Source organism: Bradyrhizobium sp. CCBAU 53351, from assembly GCF_015291745.1.
In the GTDB taxonomy this organism is placed as follows: domain Bacteria; phylum Pseudomonadota; class Alphaproteobacteria; order Rhizobiales; family Xanthobacteraceae; genus Bradyrhizobium.
Window position 1 is genome coordinate 1,300,129 of record NZ_CP030059.1, and the last position, 24,779, is coordinate 1,324,907.

Annotated in this window: 25 protein-coding genes and 1 tRNA gene; 14 read left to right on the plus strand and 12 right to left on the minus strand. The window is 64.8% G+C overall.

What is annotated here, in order from left to right:
- Nucleotides 1–160 precede the first annotated feature (160 nt).
- Nucleotides 161–3,625, minus strand: coding sequence for a carbamoyl-phosphate synthase large subunit (carB, locus tag XH83_RS06280; RefSeq protein WP_194406165.1), 3,465 nt, complete (start codon nt 3,623–3,625; stop codon nt 161–163).
- A gap of 142 nt (nt 3,626–3,767) precedes the next feature.
- On the minus strand, nt 3,768–4,937 hold the full coding sequence (locus tag XH83_RS06285) for an MFS transporter (protein ID WP_194406166.1): 1,170 nt from the start codon (nt 4,935–4,937) through the stop codon (nt 3,768–3,770).
- Nucleotides 4,938–5,051: 114 nt separating this feature from the next.
- On the opposite strand from XH83_RS06285, the gene XH83_RS06290 reads away from it, so the two are divergent.
- Nucleotides 5,052–5,423 (plus strand): helix-turn-helix transcriptional regulator, encoded by a 372-nt coding sequence (locus XH83_RS06290; RefSeq protein ID WP_194408182.1) that lies wholly within the window; start codon nt 5,052–5,054, stop codon nt 5,421–5,423.
- Nucleotides 5,424–5,536: 113 nt separating this feature from the next.
- On the opposite strand, the gene XH83_RS06295 is transcribed toward XH83_RS06290, so the two are convergent.
- Together XH83_RS06295 and XH83_RS06300 are read right to left on the minus strand one after the other, a co-directional pair.
- Nucleotides 5,537–5,612: transfer RNA gene (locus XH83_RS06295), tRNA-OTHER, on the minus strand.
- Nucleotides 5,613–5,666: 54 nt separating this feature from the next.
- Nucleotides 5,667–6,368, minus strand: a complete 702-nt coding sequence (locus XH83_RS06300) for a class I SAM-dependent methyltransferase (RefSeq protein WP_194406167.1) — start codon at nt 6,366–6,368, stop codon at nt 5,667–5,669.
- 104 nt (nt 6,369–6,472) lie between these two features.
- Between XH83_RS06300 and XH83_RS06305 the strand changes: the two genes are divergently transcribed.
- Nucleotides 6,473–6,994 (plus strand): Dps family protein, encoded by a 522-nt coding sequence (locus XH83_RS06305; protein ID WP_194406168.1) that lies wholly within the window; start codon nt 6,473–6,475, stop codon nt 6,992–6,994.
- Between the two features lie 153 nt (nt 6,995–7,147).
- Here XH83_RS06305 and XH83_RS06310 read toward each other — a convergent pair whose 3' ends face one another.
- Nucleotides 7,148–7,669, minus strand: coding sequence for a cupin domain-containing protein (locus XH83_RS06310; protein WP_194406169.1), 522 nt, complete (start codon nt 7,667–7,669; stop codon nt 7,148–7,150).
- Nucleotides 7,670–7,829: 160 nt separating this feature from the next.
- On the minus strand, nt 7,830–9,020 hold the full coding sequence (carA, locus tag XH83_RS06315; protein ID WP_194406170.1) for a glutamine-hydrolyzing carbamoyl-phosphate synthase small subunit: 1,191 nt from the start codon (nt 9,018–9,020) through the stop codon (nt 7,830–7,832).
- 146 nt (nt 9,021–9,166) lie between these two features.
- Between carA and XH83_RS06320 the strand changes: the two genes are divergently transcribed.
- The 7 genes from XH83_RS06320 to XH83_RS06350 all read left to right on the plus strand — a co-directional run bounded on the left by XH83_RS06320 (nt 9,167) and on the right by XH83_RS06350 (nt 14,803).
- Nucleotides 9,167–9,877 carry an alpha/beta fold hydrolase gene (locus XH83_RS06320; RefSeq protein ID WP_194406171.1) on the plus strand — a complete coding sequence of 237 codons (711 nt, stop codon included), beginning with the start codon at nt 9,167–9,169 and terminating at the stop codon, nt 9,875–9,877.
- Between the two features lie 51 nt (nt 9,878–9,928).
- The gene (locus XH83_RS06325) at nt 9,929–10,384 is read left to right on the plus strand and encodes a GatB/YqeY domain-containing protein (RefSeq protein WP_194406172.1); all 456 of its coding nucleotides are present in this window, start codon (nt 9,929–9,931) and stop codon (nt 10,382–10,384) included.
- Between the two features lie 127 nt (nt 10,385–10,511).
- Nucleotides 10,512–11,648 (plus strand): epoxide hydrolase family protein, encoded by a 1,137-nt coding sequence (locus XH83_RS06330; protein ID WP_194406173.1) that lies wholly within the window; start codon nt 10,512–10,514, stop codon nt 11,646–11,648.
- A gap of 174 nt (nt 11,649–11,822) precedes the next feature.
- On the plus strand, nt 11,823–13,433 hold the full coding sequence (locus tag XH83_RS06335; protein ID WP_194406174.1) for an acyl-CoA synthetase: 1,611 nt from the start codon (nt 11,823–11,825) through the stop codon (nt 13,431–13,433).
- A gap of 8 nt (nt 13,434–13,441) precedes the next feature.
- Complete coding sequence (locus tag XH83_RS06340) at nt 13,442–13,909, plus strand: MarR family winged helix-turn-helix transcriptional regulator (protein ID WP_194406175.1); 468 nt, start codon at nt 13,442–13,444, stop codon at nt 13,907–13,909.
- A 79-nt stretch (nt 13,910–13,988) separates the two neighbouring features.
- Entirely contained in the window at nt 13,989–14,357 is a 369-nt protein-coding gene (locus tag XH83_RS06345; RefSeq protein ID WP_194406176.1) for a nuclear transport factor 2 family protein, read from the plus strand.
- 2 nt (nt 14,358–14,359) lie between these two features.
- On the plus strand, nt 14,360–14,803 hold the full coding sequence (locus tag XH83_RS06350; RefSeq protein WP_194406177.1) for a hypothetical protein: 444 nt from the start codon (nt 14,360–14,362) through the stop codon (nt 14,801–14,803).
- On the opposite strand, the gene XH83_RS06355 is transcribed toward XH83_RS06350, so the two are convergent.
- Nucleotides 14,804–17,032: an ATP-binding protein gene (locus tag XH83_RS06355; RefSeq protein WP_194406178.1), complete on the minus strand. Its 2,229-nt coding sequence runs from the start codon at nt 17,030–17,032 to the stop codon at nt 14,804–14,806.
- 260 nt (nt 17,033–17,292) lie between these two features.
- Between XH83_RS06355 and XH83_RS06360 the strand changes: the two genes are divergently transcribed.
- Nucleotides 17,293–18,069: a DUF2189 domain-containing protein gene (locus tag XH83_RS06360; RefSeq protein WP_194406179.1), complete on the plus strand. Its 777-nt coding sequence runs from the start codon at nt 17,293–17,295 to the stop codon at nt 18,067–18,069.
- Between the two features lie 110 nt (nt 18,070–18,179).
- On the opposite strand, the gene XH83_RS06365 is transcribed toward XH83_RS06360, so the two are convergent.
- The 3 genes from XH83_RS06365 to XH83_RS06375 are packed head-to-tail and all read right to left on the minus strand — an operon-like array spanning nt 18,180 to nt 19,466.
- Complete coding sequence (locus XH83_RS06365) at nt 18,180–18,692, minus strand: SRPBCC family protein (RefSeq protein WP_194406180.1); 513 nt, start codon at nt 18,690–18,692, stop codon at nt 18,180–18,182.
- On the minus strand, nt 18,692–19,159 hold the full coding sequence (locus tag XH83_RS06370; protein WP_194406181.1) for an SRPBCC family protein: 468 nt from the start codon (nt 19,157–19,159) through the stop codon (nt 18,692–18,694). Before XH83_RS06370 ends, XH83_RS06365 begins: the two co-directional genes overlap by 1 nt.
- Complete coding sequence (locus tag XH83_RS06375) at nt 19,152–19,466, minus strand: helix-turn-helix transcriptional regulator (RefSeq protein WP_194406182.1); 315 nt, start codon at nt 19,464–19,466, stop codon at nt 19,152–19,154. The genes XH83_RS06370 and XH83_RS06375 overlap by 8 nt, the downstream gene beginning before the upstream one ends.
- Before the next feature lie 129 nt (nt 19,467–19,595).
- Here XH83_RS06375 and XH83_RS06380 point away from each other — a divergent pair, with 129 nt between their 5' ends.
- The 3 genes from XH83_RS06380 to XH83_RS06390 all read left to right on the plus strand — a co-directional run bounded on the left by XH83_RS06380 (nt 19,596) and on the right by XH83_RS06390 (nt 22,797).
- Nucleotides 19,596–21,044 carry an LVIVD repeat-containing protein gene (locus XH83_RS06380; protein ID WP_194406183.1) on the plus strand — a complete coding sequence of 483 codons (1,449 nt, stop codon included), beginning with the start codon at nt 19,596–19,598 and terminating at the stop codon, nt 21,042–21,044.
- A gap of 67 nt (nt 21,045–21,111) precedes the next feature.
- Nucleotides 21,112–21,732 (plus strand): LysE family translocator, encoded by a 621-nt coding sequence (locus tag XH83_RS06385; RefSeq protein ID WP_194406184.1) that lies wholly within the window; start codon nt 21,112–21,114, stop codon nt 21,730–21,732.
- A gap of 81 nt (nt 21,733–21,813) precedes the next feature.
- Nucleotides 21,814–22,797 carry a DUF3592 domain-containing protein gene (locus XH83_RS06390; RefSeq protein ID WP_194406185.1) on the plus strand — a complete coding sequence of 328 codons (984 nt, stop codon included), beginning with the start codon at nt 21,814–21,816 and terminating at the stop codon, nt 22,795–22,797.
- On the opposite strand, the gene XH83_RS06395 is transcribed toward XH83_RS06390, so the two are convergent.
- On the minus strand, nt 22,794–23,600 hold the full coding sequence (locus XH83_RS06395) for an N-formylglutamate amidohydrolase (protein WP_194406186.1): 807 nt from the start codon (nt 23,598–23,600) through the stop codon (nt 22,794–22,796). The genes XH83_RS06390 and XH83_RS06395 overlap by 4 nt on opposite strands.
- 74 nt (nt 23,601–23,674) lie before the next feature.
- On the opposite strand from XH83_RS06395, the gene XH83_RS06400 reads away from it, so the two are divergent.
- Entirely contained in the window at nt 23,675–24,073 is a 399-nt protein-coding gene (locus XH83_RS06400; RefSeq protein WP_194406187.1) for a gamma-glutamylcyclotransferase, read from the plus strand.
- On the opposite strand, the gene XH83_RS06405 is transcribed toward XH83_RS06400, so the two are convergent.
- Nucleotides 24,070–24,633, minus strand: a complete 564-nt coding sequence (locus XH83_RS06405) for a chlorite dismutase family protein (RefSeq protein ID WP_194406188.1) — start codon at nt 24,631–24,633, stop codon at nt 24,070–24,072. The two genes, XH83_RS06400 and XH83_RS06405, sit on opposite strands and share 4 nt — an antisense overlap.
- Between the last annotated feature and the right edge of the window lie 146 nt (nt 24,634–24,779).

The following is a 24,779-nucleotide window of genomic DNA, read 5'->3' on the forward strand; positions in this document are numbered from 1 at the left end:
CAACCTTGATTCGTCGATATTCCCGGGGCTGAACACGCGCCCGCCGGGAGTTTATGTGGGTCTGGCGCCGGAACAGAACAACCGCATGGCCGGATCAGTTCCTCCGGCCATTGTGGCTTCATTGCCAATCACTTAGCGGCGGTTTCACCGCCGCTAGCGATCAGGTTTCCGAAAAGTAGCTCTGCAGGGTACGAACCTCAAGGTCCCCGCCCAGATAGGCGCGGATGCCCTGCGCGGCCGCCACGGCCCCGGAAAGAGTGGTGTAATACGGCACTTTATGCAAGAGGGCCGCGCGCCGCAGCGAACGGCTGTCGGCCAGCGCCTGCGGGCCTTCCGTGGTGTTGAAGACGAGCTGAACGTCGCCATTGGTGATGGCGTCGACGATGTGCGGCCGTCCTTCCAGCACCTTGTTCACCTTCTCGGTCGGGATGCCCTGATCGGTCAGGAAGCGCTGCGTGCCGGAGGTCGCCAGCACCTTGAAGCCGAGCGAATGCAGTTCGCGCACGGCTTCCGCGATACGCGTCTTGTCGCTTTCACGCACCGAGACGAACACCGTGCCCTTGCGCGGTACTCGCGTGCCGCCTCCGAGCTGGCTCTTGGCGAAGGCCACCTCGAAGTTGCGGTCGATGCCCATGACCTCGCCGGTCGAGCGCATCTCGGGGCCGAGCACCGTGTCGACGCCGGGGAAGCGCGCGAAGGGGAAGACCGATTCCTTGACGCCGACGTGCTTGAGCTTCGCCTTCTTCAGCTTGAAATCGGCGAGCTTCTCACCGGCCATGACGCGCGCGGCGATCTTGGCGACCGGCGTGCCGACCACCTTGGCGACGAAGGGCACGGTGCGCGAGGCGCGCGGGTTGACCTCGAGCACGTAGATCTCGCCGTCCTTGATGGCATATTGCACGTTCATCAGGCCGACGACGTCGAGGCCGAGCGCGAGCTCGCGGGTCTGCCGCTCCAGCTCCTCGATCATCTTCCCATCGAGCGAGTGCGGCGGCAGCGAGCAGGCGCTGTCGCCGGAATGGATGCCGGCTTCCTCGATGTGCTCCATGATGCCGACGATGAAGGTGTCCTTGCCGTCGCAGAGGCAGTCGACGTCGATCTCGGTGGCGTCGGACAGATAGCGGTCGAACAGCAGCGGGTTCTTGCCGAGCACGGTGTTGATCTGCCCGGTCTTGTCGTTCGGATAGCGCGCCTTGACGTCCGCCGGCACCAGCTCCGGCAGCGTGCCGAGCAGATAGTCGTTGAGCTGATTCTCCTCGCGGATGATCTGCATCGCGCGGCCGCCGAGCACGTAGGACGGGCGCACCACCAGCGGCAGGCCGAGATCTGCGGAGACGAGCCTTGCCTGCTCGACCGAATAGGCGATGCCGTTCTTCGGCTGCTTGAGGCGAAGCTTGTCGAGCACGCGCTTGAAGCGGTCACGGTCCTCGGCAAGGTCGATGGCGTCGGGCGAGGTGCCGAGGATCGGCACTTCGGCAGCTTCCAGCGCGCGTGCCAGCTTCAGCGGCGTCTGGCCGCCGAACTGCACGATCACGCCGTGCAGCGTGCCGTTCGAGCGCTCCTTGGCGATGATCTCCAGCACGTCCTCGGCGGTGAGCGGCTCGAAATAGAGCCGGTCGGCCGTGTCATAGTCGGTCGACACCGTCTCCGGATTGCAGTTGACCATGATGGATTCGTAGCCGGCATCATGCAGCGCGAAGCAGGCGTGACAGCAGCAATAATCGAACTCGATGCCCTGGCCGATACGGTTGGGCCCGCCGCCGAGAATGATGACCTTCTTCTTGTCTGACGGGGTGCTCTCGTCCGCCGGCGCACCTGCAAACAACGCCTCATAGGTCGAATACATGTAGGCGGTGGGCGAGGCGAATTCGGCCGCGCAAGTGTCGATGCGCTTGTAGACGGGTCGAACGCCGAGCGCATGGCGCTTCGCGGTGACCTCGGCCTCCGTCGTCTGGGCGAGCACCGCGAGCCGCGCGTCGGAGAAGCCCATGCTCTTCAGTGTGCGCATGCCGAAGGCGTTGCCGGGCAGGCCGTTCTTCCGGACTTTCTCCTCCATGTCGACGATGCCGCGCATCTCGCTGAGGAACCACGGGTCGATCTTGCAAGAGTTGAAGATGTCCTCGTTCGACCAGCCGAGCCGCATGGCCTGGGCGACCTGGAGCAGCCGGTTCGGCGTCGGCGTGCCCAGTGCGGCACGGATCGCGTTCTTGTCGTCGTCGCGGCCGAGACCCTCGATCTCGATCTCGTCGAGGCCCGTGAGACCGGTCTCGAGCCCGCGCAGGGCCTTTTGCAGGCTTTCCTGGAAGGTGCGGCCGATCGCCATGACCTCGCCGACCGATTTCATCGACGTGGTCAATGTGGTCGAGGCGCCCGGGAATTTCTCGAAGGCGAAGCGCGGCACCTTGGTGACGACGTAGTCGATGGTCGGCTCGAACGAGGCCGGCGTGGCGCCGCCGGTGATGTCGTTGGCGATCTCGTCCAGGGTGTAGCCGACCGCGAGCTTGGCGGCGACCTTGGCGATCGGAAAGCCGGTGGCCTTGGACGCAAGCGCGGAGGAGCGCGACACGCGCGGATTCATCTCGATGACGACCATGCGGCCGTCTTCGGGATTGACGCCGAACTGCACGTTGGAGCCGCCGGTCTCGACGCCGATCTCGCGCAGCACCGCCAGCGAGGCGTCGCGCATGATCTGGTATTCCTTGTCGGTCAGCGTCAGCGCCGGCGCCACCGTGATGGAATCGCCGGTGTGCACGCCCATCGGATCGAGGTTCTCGATCGAGCAGACGATGATGCAATTGTCATTCTTGTCGCGCACCACCTCCATCTCGTACTCTTTCCAGCCGAGCACGGATTCTTCGATCAGCACTTCGTTGGTGGGAGACGCATCGAGGCCGCGCTCGATGATGTCGAGGAACTCTTCCTTGTTGTAGGCGATGCCGCCGCCGGTGCCGCCCATGGTGAAGGAGGGGCGGATGATCGCGGGCAGGCCGATCTCGGACAGCGCCATCATCGCCTGTCCCATCGCATATTCCTGATAGCGCTTGCGACGGTCGCCTTCGCCCAGCGTCCATTGCCGCTCGAGCTCTTCGAGCGCCGCGCCGGACGCCTTCTCGCGCGCCGCCTGGTACTTGTCGCGGAAAGACTTCTTCAGGTCGGAAGCATTGGCGAGCCGCGACTTCGGCGTCTCCAGCCCGATCTTGGTCATGGCCTCGCGGAACAGCTGGCGGTCCTCGGCCTTGTCGATGGCGTCGGCGGTGGCGCCGATCATCTCGACGTCGAACTTCTCCAGCGTGCCTTGCCGTCGCAGCGACAGCGCGCAGTTCAGCGCGGTCTGTCCGCCCATGGTCGGCAACAGGGCGAAGCCGCCGGGGATGACGTGACGTTCCTTCTCAATGATCTTGGCGACGATCTCGGGCGTGATCGGCTCGATATAGGTCGCATCGGCCAATTCCGGGTCGGTCATGATGGTGGCCGGGTTGGAATTGACGAGGACGATGCGATAGCCCTCCTCCTTCAGCGTCTTCACCGCCTGGGTGCCCGAATAGTCGAACTCGCAGGCCTGGCCGATCACGATGGGACCGGCGCCGATGATCAGGATGGTGGTGATGTCTGTACGTTTGGGCATCAACTCTCGCCGGACTGGAATTTGGGCACAAAAAAAGGGCGCGCTGCTGCGCGTCCCTGTGGCCGAGAGCGCGGTGGTCTCCCTCGCGCGCGGGTGGGTCTTAGACCAGTTTTTGGGGCGGCGAAACCCCGAAAAACGCCCATCAACCGGCAATTTTGACTGGTTTTGGCCGGGCCTGCCAGCCGCGGGCGAGATGCACCAGAAGCGAGGCCGCTACGCTCACACCGCCGATCCAGCCGAGGTCGTTGGGCGACAGGGTGGCCAGCACCGCGCCGCCGAGGGCCCCGCCTATGGCGAAGCCGAGATACATGGCGGAGGCGTTGAGCGAGAGGGCGATCATCGAGGCCTGCGGCTCGATCCGGATGATGCTGGCGATCTGGGCCGGATAGAACGCCCAGCCCGAGATGCCCCAGAGGAAGATCGCGCCCAGCACGGCGTAATGGGCCTGGCCGGGCATCAGCTTCAGGACCAGTGAATGCAGGATGAGGGCGCTCGCCATGCCGGCGAGCCCGAGCGCTGCGGTGGTGAGCGTGCCGAGCCGGTCGGCCAGGACGCCACCGATCATGTTGCCGATCGCCGCCGCGCCGCCAAACACCAGCAATGCCAGGCTGATCTGCGAGGCGTCGAAGCCGAGATTGCGCAGTGGAACCGCGAAATAGGTGAAGACGGTGAAGCCGCCGAGCGCCCATAATATCGTGATCAAAAGTGCGACCACGACATTGCCGTGGCGCGCCACCGCGAGCCGCTCGCTGAGCGAAGCCGTGTTGCGCGGCAGGCCGCGGGGCAGGCCGAGCAGGAGGCCCGCGAGCGCGACGGCGCCGATCAGGGCAACCATGGCAAAGGTCGCGCGCCAGCCGAGCAGGCTGCCGACGAGATTGCCGAGGGGAACGCCAATGACAGTCGCGACCGTGAGTCCGGAGGTGACCAGCGCCACCGCGCGGCCCCGCCGTTCGGGCGATGCGATGGCGATCGACACGGCGAGGGCCGTCGGCATGCACAGGCCCGAGCCCAGCGCCATCAGCATCCGGGAGGCGAGCAGCAGGGCATAATTCGAAGCCACCATCGCTGCGAGGTTTCCGGCGATGAAGGTCGCCAGCGCCAGGGCCAGCACGGTTCGGCGGTCGATATTGTTCAGCGCCACCGCCAGGATCGGGGAGCCCACGGCATAGGTAAGGGCGTAGGCGGTGACGAGCTGGCCGGCGGCCGGGACCGAAATTGACAGATCACCCGCGATTGCAGGCAAAAGCCCAGCAATCACAAAGCCTTCAGTACCGATCGCAAAGGCTCCCAAGGCCAGCCAGAACACGCTCATTGGACCACATCCTATGTTCAACGCTTATTGAACAATTGAATGTACAAAGGTGGCGATGTCAATCGGTTCAAGAACTATTGAACATTGCTGCCGCATCGCTATGATTTCCTGGTCATGAGCCGCACGCCTCTCCACCCCACCCGCGAGCAGATCGAGCTGCCGATGGTTCTGGATTGCCTCAGCGATCCGATCCGGTTGGCGATCGTGTACCAGCTCGCAGCGCAGGAACGTGTCAGCAGCGAACTCTGCTGCGGCGATTTCAATGGGCTCGGGGCCAAGTCGAACCTGGCCTATCACTTCGCCAAGCTGCGCGAATGCGGCCTGATGCAGACGCGCGTGGCCGGCACCAACCGCTTCATGCGATTGCGCCGCGAGGATCTGGATGCACGCTTTCCGGGCCTGCTGGACGCGGTGATTGGCTCCGCGGCGAAGGATGCCGAGCGGCTGCACTTGTTGTCGGAGGGGGATGTGGTCGAGGCGGATTGAGGTTCGGGCGGGCAGTCCGTCTTCGCTTGCGCTTCGCTCCAGCTACGCCGTACACGCTTCGTCCATTCGGGACTGGCGTGACTGCGCCACGCGCAGCCCGTAGGGGCGAAGCGTGGAGACCCGGCCTGGATTTGAACCAGGATGAAGAGCGTTGCACCGCCCTCGCGTAGACGCTTCCGCCACCGGGCCGCAGCGATCATGTCCGATTGCGGTGCCACAAGCCACAACGGCTAATTGTTATGCTTAACGAACCAGGGGCGGCCGCGCGATGAAGGTCATGCGCCAGCGATTGTGGCCGATATTGGTGTGGGCGCGCTGGACCGCGAAGCCGGCTGCGCTCAGCTTGGCGGTGATCTCGTCCTCGCTGTAGCGCTGCAGCCCGATGCGCGTGCGCAGTTGGCGGTAATCCGACAGCGCGGTGCTGATCAGCCCGATCAGCGCGTCCTTCAGAAAGCCGTGGCGCAGGCCGAAGCCGAGCAGCGCCATGACATCCCTGAACATGCCGACATTGGGCTGCAGGATGTCCCCCAGCACCAGCTTGCCGGAGGGCCGCAGGATCCTGCGGATGTTGAGGAACGCGGCATCGAGCTCTTCCGGCGCCATGTATTGCGCGACCGAGTTCATCACCACGAGGTCGATGGACTGGTCCTGCATATTGCGGACGTCGTCGAGCGAGCGGACGCGGATCTTGGTGTTCGGTGCAAAGCGCGCGATCAGCCGGCCGCGCACCCCGGGCGCTGGCTCGGCCAGGATCAGCTTGCCGCATGCGGCCGCGACCTGGTTCGCCGACAACGCCTCGCCGCAGGCGTAGTCGAGCACGGTCGCCTCGGGCGAGGCGATGTAGCCGATAATGTCCCGCGCGATGATCTGGAAGTGCAAGTCGCGATGCAGCTTGCTGACATAGATCGTATGCGTCGAGTCGTAATAATCGATCCAATCGTCCATGGTATCCCGCCCAGCGGTTCCTGTCTGGGAACCGCGCTGCCCGCCTTGCGTTAGGGGTGCGACGGCGCGCCGTCAATGTCCGCGTCCTAACAGGAAGGTCTCCCGTGAGCAAAACCAACAAGGTCTCGCCCGATCTCGATACTCCCACCGATCTGTCGCCCGACGGGGTCAAGAAGGTCTCGGAGGCGCTCAACGTGCTTCTGGCCGACGCCTTCGCGCTGTATCTGAAGACCAAGAACTTCCACTGGCACATCAGCGGTCGGCATTTCCGCGACTACCATCTGCTGCTCGACGAGCAGTCGGACCAAATCTTCGCCACCACCGACCAGCTCGCCGAGCGTGTCCGCAAGATCGGCGGCACCACGCTGAAGTCGATTGGCCAGGTCGCAAAGCTGCAGACCATCAAGGACAACAACGAGGACTACGTCCCGCCGCGCGAGATGCTGCGCGAGCTGATGCAGGACAACAAGCATGTCGCCGCCGCGATGCGCAAAGCCCATGAGGTCTGCGACGATGCCGGCGACGTCGCCAGTGCCAGCATCCTCGAAGTCTTCATCGACGAGACCGAGCGGCGGACGTGGTTCCTGTTCGAGGCGACGCGGCAGGAAGGTGGCAACGAGGCGTAGGCCGAGCTGTCGGAGGGTGGGCAAAGGCACGCTGTTCGCGCGCCTGCCCACCATCTCTCTCGATCGCAAAAATGCGTGGGCACGCTTCCGCCTTCGCTCTTCGAGCTACGGCGGACAAGCCGCTCTGCCCGCCCTACGGCACCCTTCTCCTGGCTATCGCCACAGCCTCATCAACGCGCCATCCTTCCCCGTGACGGGATCCGCCGGCGGCAGCGCGACTTGCGGAATCGTCTTCAGCGCCTTGGCGTGGTTCTCCGGCGTCGCCCTCGTGATCTCCATCTTGCTGCCTGGCGGATAGGCGCCGATCACGCAGAAATCGTTGCTCGCCTTGATGCATTGATGCCCGGTGCCGGCAGGCAGGATCGCGACGTCGCCGGCCTTGATGTCCAGCTCTTGGCCGTGGTCGCCGCCGAAGCGGACCCGTGCGCTGCCGCGCGCGACGCCGAGCACCTCGTGCACCGTCGCGTGATAATGCAGATAATCGTAGACGCCGTTGCGCCAGGTGCCGCCCCAGCCGTTCGCCTCGAACAGATCTTCGATGGTCGCTTCCGGCTGCTTCGGATCAAGCTTCACCGCGGCTTGGTAGACCAGGAACGGACGGATGTTGTTCGGCGTAAGGCCGTCGTCCTCGAACACGATGGCGAGTGGCTCGGCGTTGTCGCGGACGACGGACATGGCGGGGCTCCTGCGCGAATCTAGCAGGGATCAACGAGGGGCGTGAGGCGGCGTTCCTCGGTCCTCCGTCAATCCGGGGCGACGCGTGAGCCCGGAATGACAAGAGCCCGGGACAAGGCCCGGGCTCGATGTCGTCAAGGCAGTTGCGGAAGAGCGCGCCCTACGCGCTCTTCTTCTGCCGCATCAGGTCCGCAAAGCGCTGGAACAGATAGTGCGAGTCGCGTGGACCTGGTGAGGCCTCGGGATGGTACTGCACCGAGAACACCGGCTTGCCGTCGAGCTGGATGCCGCAGTTGGACCCATCGAACAGCGAGATGTGGGTCTGCGTCGCACCCTTCGGCAGCGTGGCCTCGTCCACCGCAAAGCCGTGGTTCATCGAGGTGATCTCGACCTTGCCGGTGGTCTCGTCCTTCACGGGGTGGTTGGCGCCGTGATGGCCCTGATGCATCTTCTTGGTCTTGGCGCCGACGGCCAGGCCCAGCATCTGGTGGCCGAGACAGATGCCGAAGGTCGGCGTGCCCGACTTGATGACGTCCTGGATGACAGGCACGGCATATTTGCCGGTTGCAGCCGGATCGCCCGGACCGTTGGACAGGAACACGCCGTCCGGCTTCATCGCCAGGATGTCTTCGGACGAGGTCGTCGCCGGCACCACCGTCACCTTGCAGCCGACGCCGGCGAGCAGGCGCAGGATGTTGCGCTTGATGCCGTAGTCGATGGCGACGACGTTGAACTCCGGCTTGTCCTGGCGGCCAAAGCCCTTGTCCCACAGCCAGGGCGTCTCGTCCCAGGTGAAACGCTGGCCGCTCGTGACCATCGGCACGAGGTCCATGCCTTCGAGGCCGGGCCATTCGCGCGCTTCTTCCTTGAGGCCATGCAGGTCGAACTCGCCGTTTTTGGCGTGCGCGATCACGGCGTTGGGCATGCCCTTGCTGCGGATCAGTGCGGTCAGCGCGCGGGTGTCGATGCCGGAGAGGCCGATGATGCCGCGTGCCTTCAGCCACTGGTCGAGATGCTTGGTGGCGCGGTAGTTCGAGGGATCGGTGATCGCGGTGCGCAGGATCACGCCGCGCGCGCCCGGCGTTGCCGCCATGTTCACCGTCTCGATGTCTTCCTCGTTGGTACCGACATTGCCGATATGCGGGAAGGTGAAGGTGATGAGCTGGCCGGCATAGGAGGGATCGGTGAGGATCTCCTCATAGCCGGTCATCGCGGTGTTGAAGCAGACTTCACCGACGGCGTGGCCTTCGGCGCCGAGACCAAAGCCTTCGAGCACCGTGCCGTCAGCAAGCACCAACAGCGCGGTCGGTTTTTGGTCCGGCCAGGCGGGATCGTTGTCATGTTGTGTCATGAGCGCGTTTCATAGTCTCCGAAGGCGCCGCCGTCAAAGCGGGAGAGGCCCGATTCACATGCGTTTTTGCATATTTGACAGGCCTCCTCGGCCGCTTAAGCTCGGTCGCATAATTTCCGGCAATTTGAGGGGCTTGCGAGGCAATAATGGACCAGACCACCCCGATCGTGCTGGTTCCGGGGCTGGCCTCCTCGGCCCGGATCTATGCCCCCGTCGTCCCGGCCCTGTGGCGGTTCGGCCCGGTGATGATCGCCAACCATATCCGCGATGACAGCATGGCGGCGATCGCGGCCCGGGTGCTGAGCGAGGCGCCGCAGCGCTTCGCGCTCGCCGGCCATTCCATGGGCGGCTACATCGCGCTCGAGATCATGCGTCAGGCACCCGAGCGGGTTGTGAAACTCGCACTGATCAACACCCAGGCCCGGCCCGACACCGCCGAGGCGACCGCACGCCGCCGCGGCCTGATGGAGCGCGCCAGGCGCGGCGAGCTCCGCGCCATCCGCGAGGAGAGCTTTGCGGAGCTTGTGCATCCGTCGCGACGCGACGATGCCGAGATTCTCGAGCTCGTCCATGCGCACGACGAGGATGTCGGCGTCGCGGGATATCTGCGGCAGCAGACCGCGATCATCGCGCGGGTGGATTCGCGCCCGACGCTTTCCGCCATCAGCTGTCCGACATTGGTGCTGACGGGCGATGTCGACAACACCATTCCCAACGCGTTCTCCAAGGAGATGGCCGAGGGCATCGCCGGCGCAAGGCTCAAGGTTCTCGAGCGCTGCGGACACCTGCCGCAAGCCGAGCAGCCGGACGCGACAGTGCGTGCGCTCACCGAATGGCTCGGAACCGAGGTTGTCTAGGGGCCACGAACGGCCTAGATCAGGCCTCAGATATTCGAAGGGATCACGATCATGCTGCGCGACGAGATCAACAATGCGGTCAAGGAGGCCATGAAGGCCAAGGACGAGCGCAAGCTGTCCACGCTGCGCATGGTCAACTCGACCATCAAGAACGCCGACATCGAGGCCCGCGGCCAGGGCAAGCCGCCGCTGTCAGATGCCGATCTGCTCGGCGTCTTTCAGAAGATGATCAAGCAGCGCCAGGAATCGGTCGAGCTCTACGACAAGGGCGGCCGCGCCGAGCTCGCAGCCCAGGAGCGCGAGGAGATCGCGGTGATCTCGGCATACCTGCCGAGGCAGATGGCCGACGACGAGGTGAAGAAGGCGATCGCGGATGCGATCGCCGAGACGGGCGCAGCCGGCATGAAAGACATGGGCAAGGTGATTGCCGTGCTGCGCGCGAAATACGCCGGCCAGATGGATTTTGGGAAGGCCAGCGGTTTGGTGAAGGCGGCGTTGTCGGGCTAGGCCGTCATTCCGGGGCGACGCGAAGCGTCGAGCCCGGACTCCATCAGGCCGCCAGCCCTGTTGCTCAATGGATTCCGGGTTCGTGCTTCGCACGCCCCGGAATGACAAAAAGAAACTGGGAGGCACGATGACCGCGATCAAACCGTTCCGCATCGCCATCAGCGACGACATCCTCACCGATCTCAAATCGCGCCTCGCGCGTACGCGCTGGCCGGAGGCGGAGCTGGTCGACGACTGGAGCCAGGGCGCGCCGCTGAAATGGATCCGGGAGATCTGCACCTATTGGGGGAATGACTATGACTGGCGGGCGCGTGAGGCCAAGCTCAACCGCTTCGAGCAGTTCACCACCGAGATCGACGGGCTCGACATCCATTTCATTCACGCACGCTCCAAGGAGCCGGCCGCGCTGCCGCTGATCATCACCCATGGCTGGCCCGGCTCGATCGTGGAATTCCAGAAGGTGATCGCGCCGCTGACCGATCCCGCCGCGCATGGCGGCAATCCCGCCGACGCGTTTCACGTGATCTGTCCCTCGCTGCCGGGTTTCGGCTTCTCGGCCAAACCCAAAGAGACCGGCTGGGGCGTCGACCGCATTGCCGCGACCTGGGCCAGGCTGATGGAGCGGTTGGGCTATGCGCGCTACGGCGCGCAAGGCGGCGACTGGGGCTCGGCGGTGACGACGTCGCTCGGCGCGCAGGACGCGGCGCATTGCGCCGGCATCCACATCACGCTGTCCTTCAACTCGCCACCGCGCATCGAGGGCGAGCCGACGGCGGAAGAGAAGCGGGCGCTCGCCGGCCTCAAGCATTATGTCGATCTCGACTCCGGTTATTCCAAGCAGCAATCGACGCGCCCGCAGACGCTCGGCTATGGCCTGACGGATTCGCCGAGCGGGCAGGCGGCCTGGATCCTGGAAAAATTCTGGGCCTGGACTGATTGCAACGGCCACCCCGAGAACATCTTCACCAAGGACGAGCTGCTCGACAACGTCATGCTCTATTGGGCGACGGAGACGGCGACCTCCTCGGCGCGGCTCTATTGGGAAAGTTTTGGCAAGCGCCGCACCACGCCGGTCGTCAAGGTGCCGACGGGCGTGGCCACCTTTCCCAAGGAGATCATCACGCCGGTGCGGCGCTGGATGGAGCCGAACTTTCCTGACATCACGCATTGGAGCGAGATGGAGAAGGGTGGCCATTTCGCCGCGTTCGAGCAGCCGGAGCTGTTCGTACGGGAGGTCAGGAAGTTTTTCGCGTCGGTGCGGTAACGGCATCCCGGGGCGACGCGCTGGCGTCGAACCCGGAATCCATCAGGCGGCGTTTCCTGTGGCTCGATGGATTCCGGGCTCGCCCTGCGGACGCCCCGGAATGACGGGACTTTGTTCCGCGCCCCTGTGGCTCTAGACTACACAACAACAAGACATCGGGAAACGATCCGGCCCATGCTGACCGAAGCCGCAACCTACGACGAACTCGTCCGCAATTTCCGCTGGGGCATCCCTGAGCGCTTCAACATGGCGGAGGCGTGCTGCGACCGCCATGCTGACGGCTCGGGCCGCCTCGCGCTGGTCTATGTCGACGACAATGGCGCGACCAGCCGCACCTCCTTCGACGAGGTCGCCGAGATGTCGCGCCGCTTTGCCAATGTGCTGAAAGCGGACGGGCTGTCGCGCGGCGATCGCGTCGCGGTGTTCCTGTCGCAGTCGCTGGAATTGCCGGTCGCGCATATGGCGGCATTCCGCTCCGGCCTGATCTCGATCCCGCTGTTCGCGCTGTTCGGCGAGGATGCGCTCGAGTTTCGCCTGTCGAATTCCGAGGCAAAGGCTATCATCACCGACGAGGGCGGCTGGGAGAAGCTTGCGAAGATCCGCGATCGCCTGCCGCAATTGAGGACCGTCTATGTCGTCGGCGAGCGTGCACCTGCGGGCACGACGTCGTTCTGGGGTGCAATCAAGGCCGCTTCGCCCGACTTCGCGCGGGTCGATACCTCCGCGGATGATCCCGCGCTGATCATCTACACCTCGGGCACGACGGGCAACCCGAAGGGCGCGCTGCACGCGCACCGCGTCGTGCTCGGTCACCTCCCCAACGTCGAGATGTGTCACAACTTCTTGCCGAGGCCCGGCGATCTCATGTGGACGCCGGCGGATTGGGCGTGGATCGGCGGCCTCGTCAACGGCCTGCTCGCGTTCTGGTACCACGGCATCCCCCTCGTCGGCCATCGCGCACGCAAGTTCGAGCCGCAGGCGGCGATGCAGATGATGGCCGATCTCGGCGTCCGCAACGTCTTCCTGCCGCCGACGGCACTCAAGCTGGTGCGGCAGGCCGGCGCGAAGCATCCGGGCGTCAAGCTGCGCAGCATCTTCACCGGCGGGGAATCGCTCGGCGGCGAACTGCTCGGCTGGGTGCGCGAGACCTTCGGCATCGACGCGCATGAGGTGTTCGGCCAGACCGAGTGCAATCTCGTGATCGGCAGCAACTCCAATCTGTTTCCGATCCGCCCCGGCGCGATGGGCAAGGCGACGCCGGGCTTCGACGTCCGCATCGTCAACGACAAGGGCGAGGAATTGCCGCGCGGCCAGCGCGGCGTCATCGGCGTGCGCCAGCCGTGCCCCGTCACCATGCTCGAATACTGGCGCAATCCGGATGCGACGGCGAAGAAATATGCCGGCGCGTTCCTGCTCACCGGCGATCTCGGCGTGCAGGACGAGGACGGCTATTTCTGGTACGTCAGCCGCGAGGACGACGTCATCACCACCGCGGGCTATCGCGTCGGCCCGTCCGAGATCGAGCACACGCTGATGAAGCATCCATCGGTGGCCATGGCCGCCGTGGTCGGCATTCCCGATCCGATCCGCACCGAATCGATCAAGGCGTGGATCGTCTTGCGGCCCGGCTTCAGCGCCGGCGACGCGCTGGCGCGCGAGATTCAGGAGTTCGTCAAGGTGCAGCTTGCCGCACACGAATATCCGCGCTTCGTCGCATTCGCCGAGACGCTGCCGATGACGGCGACGGGCAAGGTGCTGCGGCGCGAGCTGCGAGCCAAGGGCTGACGTCCACGATGGCAAAGACTTCTCAAGCCGCGGGACTTCATCGCGCCTCGCTCGACAAGCTGCACGATCTCGATGCGGCGCTCGAGCTCATGTATTACGGCTGGCGCGGCATGACGCTGGAAGCCGACGAATACCTCGCGAAGCAGGGCCTGTCGCGTCCGCACCATCGCATCCTCTACGTGGTGGCGCGCCGGCCCGACATCGCGATCGGCTCGCTGCTCGAGGTCCTCGGCATTTCCAAGCAGGCCCTCAACCGGCCGCTCAATCTGCTCTTGGAGCGCAAGCTCGTGACGTCGAAGCGCTCGCCCGAGCAGCATCGCTCGAAGCTGCTGCGCCTGACGGCCGCCGGCCAGCGTATCGAGCAGCGCGCCTCCGACCACGAGCGCAATGTCATGCGCAAGGCGTTCGATCGCGCCGGTTCGACCAGTAAGGCGGCATGGATGGCCGTCATGGAGGCGATTGCCGACCATAACTGACAGTCTCAAGTCAACGTAGTTGACATGAAGATCGTGCTTTGCCATTCTCCGCGCCATCGAGCGAGGGGAGGGCCGCGTCATGGGCGGACAGACGATGAATCGCGCGGCCGCCGAAGCCTTTGTCGCGGCATGGTGCGCGAGCTGGCGCAAGGTCGATATCGACGCCGTCGTCGCGCATTTCGCCGAGGACGCGCAGATGCGCAGTCCTCTGGCGTTGACGCTGACCGGCTCGCCGGTCGTGAGCGGTGCCGAAAACATCCGCGCCTATTGGCGGAAAGCCTATGGCCACATCGAAAGCGCCGACCTCAAGGTATTGAGCTGGAGCTGGGACGATACGATCGCGCGGTTGGTCGTCTGGTGGCAGCTCGGCGACACCCGCGCAAGCGAGTTCATGGATTTCGACGATGCCGGCCGCGTCGTACGCAGCGAAGCCTTTTACGGGAAATAACCATGCGTCTTTCCGATATCGTCCTGCTCCTCAACACGCTCTGGTTCGTCGGTGCCTTTGTCCAGTTCAGCATCGCGCAAACCAACACGCTGAAGATCCTGCTGCCGCGGGAGGAGCGCAGCAATCCGATCGCGCCGACCCTGGCGGCGAGCGTTGCGTTCCTCGGCGGCATGAACCTGCCGATCGGTCTGCTGTCGTTCTACCTTCTGGCGGCGCGTCCGTCCTTCTTCCAGCCGGTCGAGGCGCAGATCGTGCTATTCCTGTTCTTTGCCGCCTGCCATTTCAGCCAGTTCGTCTACAACGTTCCGGTGCTGATGCGCGGCGGCCGCGTCGGGGTGGCCTACTGGCCGGTGCTGAAGGGTCCGATGCTGCGGATCTTCGTCATCGACGCGGGTCTGTTTGCGGCCAATCTCGCCGTGGGGATTCTGCTCGCGTCGCGCTTCTGACTATCGCGGCCGCGCCGCCAGGGCGGACCGCAGCATCGCGGCAAGATCCTGCCTTCGGAACGGCTTTGTCAGAATGCGGGCGTCGATCCCGTCCGGCGTCTTGACGGGATCCTGGCTGTAGCCCGAGGTGAAGAGCACCTTGAGATCGGGCCGCAGCATGGTGGCTTGTCTTGCGAGCTCCGGCCCGAACATGCCGCCGGGCATCACCACGTCGGTGAACAGCAACCGGACGTCGTCGCTCTGCCGCAGCAATTCCAGCGCCGCGGGCCCGTTCGAAGCCGTGATGACGCGGTAGCCGAGCGTCCTGAGCTCGTTCTCGATATAGGCGCGCACCATGTCGTCGTCTTCGACGAGGAGAATGGTCTCGTGGTCCGCTTGCGTGACGGTCTGCTCCGCGGGAGGCGGATCTTCGCTCGGCGGTGTTGCGAGACGGGGAAAGAACAGCCTGACGACGCTGCCTTGTCCCGGCTCGGACTGCATCTGCACGAGTCCGCCGGATTGTCGTGCAAACCCGTAGACCATGCTCAGGCCGAGGCCGGTCCCCTTGCCGACCTCCTTGGTCGTGAAGAACGGCTCGAATGCGCGTCCCAACACTTCGCTGCTCATGCCGCTTCCGGTATCCTTCACGGACAGCATGACGTAATCGCCCGGACGCGCTTCGCCGTTGACGTCGATGTCGGTCTCACCGAGCGATGCGTTGCTCACCTCGACCATCAGCTTGCCGCCGTCAGGCATCGCATCGCGCGCGTTGAGCACGAGGTTGAGCACGGCGGTGGCCAATTGGCCGGGATCGACGCTGGCGAGCCACAGATCGGGCGCGAATGTGAAGCTCGATTCGATGTGCTCGCCCAGCGTCCTCCGAAGAAGCTGCTTCATGCCGGTGACCTGCTCGGCGATGTCGATCTCTCGCGGTCTCAGCGGCTGCTTGCGCGCGAAGGCGAGAAGGCTTCGTGTCAGGTCGGAGCCGCGCTCGGCGGCGGTCGCAATATCGTTGGCGATCCGGTGCAATTCCTTGTTGCCCGCCAGCCTGTCGGCGAGATGTTCCGAATTGCCGAGAATGACGGTCAGGAGATTGTTGAAATCATGCGCCACGCCGCCGGTGAGCTGACCCATCGCTTCCATCTTCTGAGACTGGCTGAGCTTGTGGCTGAGATCGGCGATTGCGGCACGCTGCTGCTCGAGCGATTCGGCCGTGCTGTTGAGCAGGGTCATCAACCCGCCGAGCTCTCCGCCCGGGTGAGGCTCTGGAATGCGCGCGCTGAGATCACCGCGCCCGAGGCGCTTCGCCATGGCAGCGAGCCGCCCGACCTGACGTCCGATGCTCACGGTCGTGAGGATCCAGAGGCCGCCGAGGAGCAGCAGCGAGGCCACCGCGAGAATCGCCATGTCCTCGTAAAGTCTGCGGTTCGCCGCCGCGACCAGGACGTCCTTGGATCGCCCGACCAGGATGTAGAGGCCGGCCTTGCGGATCGCCGGCGAGCGGGCAACGCCCCATATCCGCGTACGGCCCCCGCCGGCGGTGACCTCTCGAAATGGCTCGCCATCGGGCGCTGCAGCGAAGCGGAACAGGTCGGAGCCGGCGATGGATCCGCCGACGGGCACGCTCCAACCGCCGCCCTTGGGGGCGGCCAGCACCGTTCCCTTGGCGTCGACGAACAGGATGTCCTTCTCGGCGAGCAGCCGCTTGTCGTGAAACTCGGCGAACTTGTTCAGGTTGAAGGACGCGAGCAGCACGAACTTCAACGCGCCCGTCTCCGATCGCACAGGATAGGCGATCTGGAGCACGGACAGGCCGGTGAGGCGGCCGAACACCGGCTCGACTGCGACGACGCCTTGAAGGGTCTTGACCTCTTTGAAATAGCCGCGGTCGTTCAGGTCGAGCGTGCGGTTGGTCCGCAGCGAGTCGCAGAACAGGTGGCCGTCGGGATCGATGGTCAGGATACCCGTGAACTGCGGATATTCCTCGCGGACATCCGACAGGAATGCCGAGCACGCCGCCTTGTCGCGCGTGTCGAGGTCGCGGGCCCGGGCGAGCCCGTAATGGAGCTGGGCGGTGCCCTGGATCTTCTCGCCGAGATCACTTGCGATGTCGTCGGCGGATGCGGCCAGATTGGCCAGCGCGGCGTCGATCTCGCTGGCCCGGTTCTGCATGAACCGCAGCCCGACCAGGATCGCCGGCACGAGCATGGCCGCGATGACAAGGATCAGTAACCGGGTACGCAGGCTCATCTGTTGGGCGGTCCGTTTTGATCGTCACGCGCGCGGCTTGAAGGTAAAATTTGCGGACGATTGTCTACGCAGTCCATAGGAATCTGCTCGAAAATCGCACAGAAGACTAAAGAATTCGAGCCGCCGCCGCGTCACCTCCGCAGGCCGGCGCCGTTCTCGCCCCGCCATCAGCCGTCAAGTTGCGCCCGCGGGCGGCAACGCTAATATCGCGTTCAATCTGCGCGCGACGAAAGATCGCGCCGATGTGGGGAGGAAAGCTGATGTCCATCTCGGGCAAGGTCGATCCGGTGGTCCGTCCCGTCGCGGTGACCGACATCGCCGAGGCGCTGGTCGAGGGCCTGCGCGATTTCCAGGCGCTGCCGCTGTACGGTCTCTGCTTCGGCGTCCTCTACGCGGCTGGCGGCATCGCCATCATGCTGTGCTTCACCGCCTTCGGCATGGTCTATCTGGTCTATCCCCTGGCGGCAGGTTTCGCGCTGATCGGACCGTTCGTGGCCATCGGCCTCTACGAGGTCAGCCGCCGCCGCGAGCGCGGCGAGCCGGTCTCCTTCGGCGCGGTCTGGTCCGCCGTGCGCTCGCGCAGCGAGATCGGCTGGATGGCGTTCGTCACGCTGTTCGTGTTCGTGGTCTGGATGTACCAGGTGCGGCTCCTGATCGCGCTGTTGCTCGGCCTGCACGCCTCGTTCTCCAGCCTTCAGGAATTCATGACGGTGGTGCTGACGACCAATGAGGGCCTGCTGTTCCTCGGCATCGGCAACGCGGTCGGCGCCGTGCTGTCGCTGATCCTGTTCTCGCTGACCGTGGTGTCGTTTCCGCTGCTGCTCGACCGCGAGGTCGATTTCGTCACAGCGATGGTGACGAGCGTGCGCGCGGTGGTGATGAGCCCGTTGCCGATGATCTCCTGGGCCGCCGTGATCGTGATGCTGCTGATCGTCTCGGCGCTGCCTTACTTTCTCGGGCTGATCGTGACGCTTCCGGTGCTCGGTCACGCGACCTGGCATCTCTACCGGCGGCTGGTGGCGCCGGTGCCCGCCTAGTCGTCATTCCGGGGCGCCCGAAGGGCGAGCCCGGAATCCATTCATCCACCAACCCTGCTGCGAGGTGGATTCCGGGCTCGCGCTACGCGCGCCCCGGAATGACTCCGCACCTACGGCGTCTTGATCCCCATCGCCTTCAGCGCGTCCAGCATCTTCGCCGGCGGGGACATCTTGATCTGCGGTGCCTTGCCTGTCTCCAGCAGGCTCTTCAATCCGGAGAGGATCGCGGGCCAGCCGGTGCGGCCGCCGGACAGGATGTCGTCGCTGAGTTCGCGGTCGTGGCGCTCGCTCATGGTGAGACGGACGGCTTCACCGGCTGCCTCGATCTCGTAGGTGACGAGCGTGGAGCCGAGCTTGGCGACGAGGCCCGGCCAATTGACGTTCCAGCTCACCGTGAGCTTCCTCGGCGGATCGTATTCGAACACTTCGCCGCTGATGTGCTCGGAGCCGTCGGGTGCGCGCACGATGAAACGGCCGCCGAGCTTCGGCTCCATCTCGACCGCAAAGCCGGAGAAATACTTTCGGCTGAACTCCGCCGAGGTCAGCGCCTCCCACACCTTCTCCGGCGTGGAGGCGATGTAGATGGTGTAGACGGTCAGCGGCTTGAATTGTTCGATATTCATCACGCAAATCCTTCGATGCCGAGCGCGGCGGGCGGGATCGTCGGCGCCTTGCCGGTTTCCAGCAGGCTCTTGAGTCCGGACAGGATGGCCGGCCAGCCCTTGGAGATGCCGTCGAGTAGCTTGCTGCCCGCGGCGAATCCTTCGTGCGTCACCGTCAGCTTCACGAGATTGCCAAAGGGCGCCAGAGTGAAGACGACTTTCGTCGCCGCTTCGTTCCGCATCTCCTCCATCAATTCGTGCTTGAACGTGTAGGATAGTCGCCGCGGCCGGTCGGCCTCGAGGATCTCGCCGGTGTCCGTGACCTTGCCGCCCATCACGAGGGCAAAGGGCGAGCCGACCTTCCAGTCGGACCTGACCTCGGTGTCGAACCAGTACTGGCGCGTGAACGCGCTCGACGTCAGCGCCTCCCACAGCTTTTCCGGCGTGGTCTCGATATAGGTCACGTAGACGAATTCCGGCTTACTCATCGCGCTTCTCCAACTGGCGTTTCAACTCGCTGAGCGCAGCTAACTTGCCGCGCTCGAATTTCTTGATCCAGCGTTCGCCGATCTGATGGATCGGCACCGGGTTGAGGTAGTGCAGCTTCTCGCGGCCATGCCTGATGGTCGTGACGAGACTGGCCTCCTCCAGAATCGAAAGGTGCTTGGTCACGGCCTGCCGCGTCATCGCGAGGCCCTCGCAGAGCTCTTTCAGCGTCTGGCCGTTCCTGGCGTGAAGCCGGTCCAAGAGCGAGCGTCGTGATGCATCGGCGAGCGCTTTGAAGACCTCATCCATGGCGACGACAATACGCAACCAAATGGTTGCATGTCAAGCGCGAGCCGCGAAATCGTGTTTTGGTCGCCCGCATTCGGCTGTGTTAGCCTTTGATCTCAGCCAACACAGATTGGTTCCGGGAGGACTTTGATGTTTCGTTGCGTCCTGACTGCTGCAAGCCTCGTCCTTTTTGCTTGCAGCACGGCGGTCCACGCCCAGAAGCAAACCATCGGCGCGCCGCCCGAAGCGTCCAACATGAAGCTCGTGGGCACCAGCGACCTGCAGGCGCGCAGCGCTTATCAGCCGACCATCCATCATCAAGGCGATCGCTGGATCGCTTATATCGGCCATCACGGCGGCACCGACGACGTGCCCGCTCCCGTCAACCCGATGACGGGCAAGGCCGAGCCGAACGGCACCTCGATCGTCGACGTCACCGATCCCGCGCGCCCGAAATATCTGCGGCATCTGCCGGGGCAGGAGGGCAAGTACGAATCCGGCGGCGCGCAGATGGTGCGGGTCTGCGACGGCAAGGCGTTGCCGAAGGGCGATCCCAACGCGGTCTACATGCTCAGGACTTTCGGCAGCGAGGCGCATGAGATCTGGAACGTCAGCGATCCCGCCAGTCCGGTGCTCATCACGCGCATTGGCGGCCTGAAGGACACGCACAAGAGCTGGTGGGAGTGCGACACCGGCATCGCCTATCTCGTCTCGGGCGCGCCCGACTGGCGCACCCGGCGTATGACGCAAGTCTACGATCTCTCCGATCCCGCGCGTCCGCAGAAAATCCGCGACTTCGGCCTGCCGGGTCAGGAGCCGGGCTCGACCGGCGCGGTGCCGACCGAGCTGCACGGGCCGATCTCGACCGGGCCCGATGGCAACCGCGTCTATTTCGGCTACGGCACCAACAAGGGCGGCATCTTGCAGATCGTCGACCGCGACAAGCTGCTGAGCGGACCGAAGCAGCCGACGCCGGACAATCTGCGCTATCCCGAGATTGCGCGCCTGCCGATGTCCGCCTTCAACGGCGCGCACACGACATTTCCGATGCTCGACATGCCCATCGCCGAATTTTCCGAGGACAAGGACGGCAAGACCCGCGATATCGTCATGATCGTGGACGAGGCGATCCTCAACGAATGCGGTGAAGCCAGGCAGATGGTGTGGTTCGCCGACGTCACCACCGAGACACGGCCGATGATGATCTCGAGCTACACCGTGCCGGAGGCGAGCGGGCAGTTCTGCCAGCGCGGCGGCCGGTTCGGCGCGCATTCATCGAACGAGAGCATGGCGCCGGTCTACTACAAGAAGATGGCCTTCATCGCCTTCTTCAATGCCGGCGTGCGCGCTCTCGACATCCGCGACCCCTATCATCCCCGGGAAGTCGGCTATTTCATTCCCGCGATCACGGCTGCGACCGACAAGCGCTGCATTCCCATCGAAGGCGGCGAGCGTTGCAAGGTGGCGATCCAGACCAACAATGTCGAGACCGACGACCGCGGCTACATCTACATCGTCGACCGCGCCAATACCGGCCTGCACATCCTCGAGCTGACCGGAGCGGCGCGCGCGGCTGCCGGCCTGGCGAAGAATGGATGAGTGAGCTTCCGTTCCCGCTCGTCCCATGCATTAATACCTTCAAACCGCTTTCAGCCGAGTCCCTCCCATGATGTCCATGCAAGCCTATCTCGCCTTCCTCGCCGCCTGCATTGCGCTTGCGCTGCTGCCGGGGCCGATCGTCACTCTCGTCATCGCCAACGGCCTGCGCCACGGCACGCGGGCCGCGCTCACCAACGTGGCCGGTGCGCAAGCCGGGCTTGCCATCGTCATCGGCATCGTCGCGATCGGCCTGACATCACTGATGGCGACCATGGGCTATTGGTTCGACTGGGTGCGCTTTGCCGGCGCCGCTTACCTCGTCTGGCTCGGCATCAAGCTGATCTGGGCGCCGGTCGAGGGCGTCGATGTCGATACGCCGCCTCCGCCGCCACGCGGCGGCTTCTTCCTGCAAGGGTTTCTGGTGCTGCTGTCGAACCCGAAGGTGCTGGTGTTCTTCGGCGCCTTCATCCCGCAGTTCATGGACTTGAACCAGCCGCACTTTCCGCAAGTCGCGCTCCTGGGTGCGACCTTCATGGTCACCGCCGTGATGACGGATGCGCTCTACGCCATCGCCGCCGGCCGCGCGCGAAAATTCTTCTCGGCGCGCCGCACGCGGATGATGTCGCGCATCTCCGGCGGCTTCATGATCGGCGGCGGCATCTGGCTGGCGCTGACCCGGGCGAAATAACCTCCGCGGACACGTCTCGGCTTGAACCATTTGCAGCGGCGATGCGTCCAATCGGACATTGCCGCTGACGAAGGTTTTGCCGTGCCCGATCTGCCCTGGACCGTCTATGCGATGCTGCTCGCGCCACTTGGACTCCTCCTGGTTGCCGCCATCGTCAAGACCTGGCAGGTGCGCGAGGCACGAAGCTGGCTATTGGCGCCGGGTAAGGTCGTTGTCTCGGCTGCAGAGGTGCGCGAGGTCAGGGTCTCCGACAGCGACCGCGAGGACGGCTATCGCCTCGAGAAACGCAATTTTGCGAACGTGACTTACGAATATGCGGTCGGCGGCCGCAAGCTGCGCGGTGGCCGCATCTCGATCGGAGAGGATCTCGGCAATTTCGAGGTCGCCGAGAAGCTCGCAAAGTATCCCGCCGGAAGCATCGTCACCGTCTACTACAATCCGCGCCATCCCGAGCAGGCCGTGCTGGAGCGCGACCTGCCCAAGGGACTGTGGGGCTGCCTCGGCATCGGCACGGCGATCGTGTTTGGCATCGTGTTCGGCTCGGCGTTCGGGCTCAACCAGACTTATGCATACCTCGCGCACCACATCGCCCGGCCCGATCTCGCGGGCCTCGTCGTCGGCCTCGGCGCGTTCGGCCTCGTTATCGCACTGATGGGATATGGGGTGCGACGTCAGGCGTCGATGGCCGCACGCTGGCCGGTCGTGCAGGGCACGATCAAGCTGTCGGCGCCCGAGCATTATTACGAGGCCAGCGAGCCGGGCGAGCGCCGCGGTACCGAGATGTTCGGCAGGCGCGTGACCTACACCTATCGCTACCAGAACGTCAGCTACACCAATGAATGCGCGCGCGTTGCGGCCGGCACCCCGTCGGGGTCCGAGAAGATGTTAAAGAAGCTCATGGCGCGCTACCAGGACGGCGCGACCGTCGAGGTCCGCGTCAATCCCGACAACCCGGTCGAGGCAACGCTCGATGCAAACGGTGCGAGCCGCATCGCCTGGCTGCTGTGGGGCATCGCCGCGATCTTCGCCGCGCTCGCGCTGTTCGTCGCAACGCGAGGCGGCTAACCGACCAGCAGCTCCGGCCGCAGCTCCGCCTCGATCTCGCCAAGGATCCGCGCCAGCCGTTCGGCCCATTGCCGCTGGCCGGAGGGGTCCGTGATCAGATCCTGCCGGATCTCGATGCCGGTGTTGACGAGGCCGCGTCCTTCGCCGTGGACCGGGATGGTGTAGTCGGTGAGGTCGCTGACCGCATAAGGCTCGTTGTCGCCGACGACGAGATCGCCTTCCGCGCGCAGATGCCTGAGCAGGAGCTGCGGCAGCACGGTGTCGCGGTTGTAGAGCGCGGCGATGTGCCAGGGCCGCGCGACGCCGGCATAGACTGGCGTGAAGCTGTGCAGCGACACCAGCACGGTCGGCCGCTTGGCGTGCAGGCGGGCGTCGATCGCGGCATCGATGCGATCATGATAGGGCTCGAAGATCTCGCGCCGCCGCGCCTCGCGCTCGTCATCCGAGATGCCTTCGTTGCGCGGAATCGCCGTCGCCTCGGAGATGACCGGGATCGAGCTTGCCGCGGCAGGGGGGCGGTTACAGTCGATCACGAGCCGCGAATAGCGCTGCGCGATCAGATGGGCGTCGAGTAACTTGGCAAGCCCGTCGGCGACGCCGGCAATGCCGATGTCCCAGCCGATGTGCCTGACGAGCTCGCTTTCCGCGATGCCGAGGTCTCCGAGCGCGCGCGGCAGCACCCGACCGTAATGATCCGAGGTGAGCAGGAAGGGCGATCGTCCCTCCGCATTCACCTCATGCACGGGCGCAATGTCGCCCTCGCCGAGCAGTTGATCGGTCGCCTCGGCCGTATGCAGGTCCATCCTGATTGCCTATGAAACGATTGCGTGTTGAAACGAGTAACGATATTGCACCGACGTCGCAACGTTAGAACAGCATGACCTCCGATCGCCTCTTCGTCTACGGCACCCTGATGCGGGGCTTCGACCATCCGATGGCGCGGCTGCTGGCGGGGCACGCGGATTTTCTGGGCGAGGCGACCTGCCGCGGCCGGCTGGTTCTGGTGAAGCACTATCCGGGATTGCTGCTGTCGGAGACGGCCACCGACATCGTCCATGGCGAGCTCTTCCGGATGCGCGTGCCTGAGGAGCTGTTGGCCGAGCTCGACATGTATGAGGCCTGCGGCGAGGGCTTTCCCGAGCCGACCGAATATCTGCGCCGGCTGGTCGACGTGACGCTGCCGGATGGTGCCACGGAGAAGGCCTGGACCTACGTCTACAACTGGCCGGTCACCGATCTGCCGCGCATCGAATCCGGGCGATTCCTGGAGCATTAAGCCGACAGCGCTTCCTTCACCATGCGCACGTCGACCTCGTGCTCGACGTAGCGCCACTCCTCGGTCTGCCGGAGCATCGCGACCAGCTCCTCGAACAGCGAGGCGTGCGCCGGGGCGAATTCGAACCATGTGAGGAAGTCGAAGGGGCCGCCGAGGTCGCGGCAATGATAGAGCTGGCGCGCGATGGCGGGCAGGAAACGAAGACTGCTCGCGATGTGGTGCGATCTGTCCTCGAAGATCTGGCGCCGCTCGTCCTGTGTCAGATCCCACCAGGCCTGCGACTTGCGGATCGGGATCAGTGCCGCGCTGGTGGCCTCTACCCGGCCGAGCCCGGCCTGCACGGCCACGAGCTGCTGCTTCTCAGGCCTTTCGGTGTAGCGCAGGCTGCTGGCGACGCCGACCAGCCGCCAGGCATTGCGCGAGGGCACCAGCGGCAACGAGACCGCCTCGCTGTCGGTGACCGACAGCGCCGGTACGAAGGGCAGGGGCTCGCCCGTCACTGCTGCGACCGAGGTCACCCGCCAGCCCCCGCTCTGGCCGCCGCGAAACGTCCTGAACATGGCCCATGGAAGCGTGGAACCGGGCGCGGTTCAAGCTTTCCGTCGAAACTTTCACCTGTGAATAGCCGGGAGAAGCCACACATGCTTCGTATTTCCCGGGGCCGTCCCTATATGCCTATCCGGTTGGCCATAACGTCCGACTCAGC